The organism is Protofrankia sp. CiP3, from assembly GCF_917627345.1.
Lineage (GTDB): Bacteria > Actinomycetota > Actinomycetes > Frankiales > Frankiaceae > Protofrankia.
In genome coordinates this window covers 9764-12095 of sequence record NZ_CAKJTM010000058.1, presented here as the reverse complement: position 1 = coordinate 12095, position 2332 = coordinate 9764, and the positions used below count along the sequence as shown (strand labels likewise).

2 protein-coding genes and 2 pseudogenes are annotated in these 2332 nt (G+C 67.8%); 2 read left to right on the top strand and 2 right to left on the bottom strand.

Annotated features, from left to right (window positions below):
• Together MJ797_RS17995 and MJ797_RS17990 are read right to left on the bottom strand one after the other, a co-directional pair.
• A pseudogene (locus tag MJ797_RS17995) lies at positions 1–202 on the bottom strand (hypothetical protein); the annotation flags it as partial.
• Between the two features lie 20 nt (positions 203–222).
• The gene (locus MJ797_RS17990; RefSeq protein WP_239336490.1) at positions 223–1347 is read right to left on the bottom strand and encodes an FAD-binding oxidoreductase; all 1125 of its coding nucleotides are present in this window, start codon (positions 1345–1347) and stop codon (positions 223–225) included.
• A 379-nt stretch (positions 1348–1726) separates the two neighbouring features.
• On the opposite strand from MJ797_RS17990, the pseudogene MJ797_RS27555 reads away from it, so the two are divergent.
• Positions 1727–2109, top strand: a pseudogene (locus MJ797_RS27555) (type II toxin-antitoxin system RelE/ParE family toxin).
• Positions 2082–2332 (top strand): helix-turn-helix transcriptional regulator (locus MJ797_RS17980; RefSeq protein WP_239336538.1); only part of this gene is annotated, 251 nt, incomplete at its 3' end. The pseudogene MJ797_RS27555 and the gene MJ797_RS17980, both read left to right, overlap by 28 nt.

Below are 2332 nucleotides of genomic sequence, written 5' to 3'. Positions count from 1 at the left end.
CGTCCTCGACCGACAGCCTGCCGGTCAGCCCGGCGTCCGCAAGTGCCTGCTCGACAGCGTCCCGGTCGAAGGCCGACACCGCGATATGCCGGCCCAGTACCGCGATCTTCAGCCCGTTCGCCTGCCGAGGTGTGGACGATGTCGACGTCGCGCCGTGGCTCCCCGCCCCGGCCGTCGACCAGGTCGCAGCTGTGCATGACAACCGTGCGCACCGTTCCTCCCTTACCTGCTCGCCGGGCGGAACCGCTCGAACCGGAAGGCAGCCAGGGCGTCGCCTCGGTCCTCCCCGAGCACCTCTGCCGCGACCAGGTCACCCGCGTGCACGCTCAGGGTCGCGCCGCTGTGCGAGACGGCGAAGTAGAAGTTGGGCAGCTCGACCGCCCGCCCCAGCACCGGTAAGCCGTCCCCGGGAATAGGACGTTCAGCGATCCGGACGCTTTCCACGGCCGCGGCCCGCGTCTTCGGGTAGAGCGCACGGCTCGCCTCGAGTATGTCCTCGACCGCCGACCGGTCGGCACTGATCTCGCCGCTCTCGGACACCCGCACGGCACCGTCGATCGCGGGGGTGTGCAGCAGCAGCCCGCCGGCCCCGTCCGGACGCAGGTGGACGCGGGGTGCATGGATGACATGGGACACCGGGACCGTGACCGGGGAGGTGTAGACAAGCACACCGCGGGTGTTGCGCATCGGCAGATCCAGACCGGCGAACCTGGCGATCATGCTGGCCTGCGGCCCCGCGCAGTTCACGACCGCGTCCGCGCAGAGCCGCCGCCCCGAGGCGAGCCGGACTCCACGCACCGTTCCAGCCGTGACCTCCAGGCCGATGACCGCATCATTGGTCACCAGCTCAGCGCCCTGGGAGACCGCGCTGGAGAGCAGGTGACCGATCAGGCCGGCCGGCTCGACCCATCCCTCGCGCGGGAAATGGACGATCTCGTCCGCCGGTAGTTCGGCCGGATCGATGTCCGGTTCGAGATCCAGTGCCTCGGCCCGGCTGAGCCAGTGCGCCTCGTATCCGTAGCTGAGGACACCGGCGACTTTCCTCCGCAGCTTCTCGCGCTCTTCGTCGCCAGCTGCCCACTGTAGGTTACCGCCCTCGTGGTACCAGTCGCTGTGGGGCACCTCGGCCGCCAGTTTCTGGTGAGCCGCCATACCCGCGACGCCGAGATCATGGTAAGAGCGCGGTTGCTTGCTGGAGGCGTTGGTCCACGAGAAGGTCGAACCGGAGGTGCCGCCCGCTGGGACACCGGCGTCCACAACGATGACGCGGGCACCCCGCCGTGCCAGCGAGGCACTCACCGCCGCGCCGTAGACGCCGGCACCGATGACGACCACGTTCTCAACCATGTTGATCCTTCCTCCTCTGCCCTCTGTGTCTCTGCTCTCTCGGAACTGGCGGTCGAGCGACCGACAGGCCCGTGCGCTCATTCCGGCGGCGCCCCGACGGCGCCCCACAGGGGCGTCACAGCCGACGGGAAATGCTCGGCCGGCCTGGAGCAACCACAGCGGCACACATCTGCGGCACATCCGCCGCTACCGGCAATGTAACTTCCGTCGCTACCGGAAATGTAACTAGTTTCAGCAACCATTTGCAGTTTGGCGTACGCAGCCAGCGCGGTCAACCCGTCCGGAAAGCACCCGGACGCGACGCGGGACCGCCCGAGGATCTTCCGGTAACTGCCAACAACGGAGGAAACAGGCGTTTCAGCCGCCTACGTTCGGCGACATGTCGGCAGAGCCGCCTCATCGGTGGACGGTCAAGGTCGCACCCGAAGTACGGGAGTGGCTGCGCGCGTTGCGCCAGACAGATCCGGACGCCTATCGGTCGGTCAACGTGGCGATCGACATGCTCGCCGAGAGCGGACCTGGGCTCGGGCGTCCGCTGGTCGACACGCTGCGTGAGTCGACAGTCAAGATCTCAAGGAGCTGCGTCCACGGTCGGGCCGTGATGTTGCGATACGGGTGATCTTTGTCTTCAACCCCTGGTCGCGGGCGGTACTGCTGGTCGCTGGCAACAAGGCTGGCGACTGGTCGCGACGGTACAGGACGGCGATCCCCGCAGCCGAGATCGCGTATGACAGATGGCTGACCTCGGAGGGGATGCGCTAACCGCTGAGCGGGCGCGCACCGAGGCATGGGTTAGTGCATTCCATCTGGCCGAGGAGCGCAAGCGACTGGGGCTAACCCAGCGTCAGGTGGCCGACCTGATGGGCGTCTCCCCGGGCCGGGTGAGCCAGATCGAGAACGGTGATCTCGACGCCAACGAGGTCGCTACGCTAAGAACGCCCGGCAATAGGGGCGTGGATCAAGGAGCGGGGCTGGGGTGCGTACC

Coding starts and splice junctions, on each gene's coding strand:
- MJ797_RS17990 (WP_239336490.1), bottom strand. CDS start 1,347: ATGGTTGAGAACGTGGTCGTCATCGGTGCCGGCGTCTACGGCGCGGCG.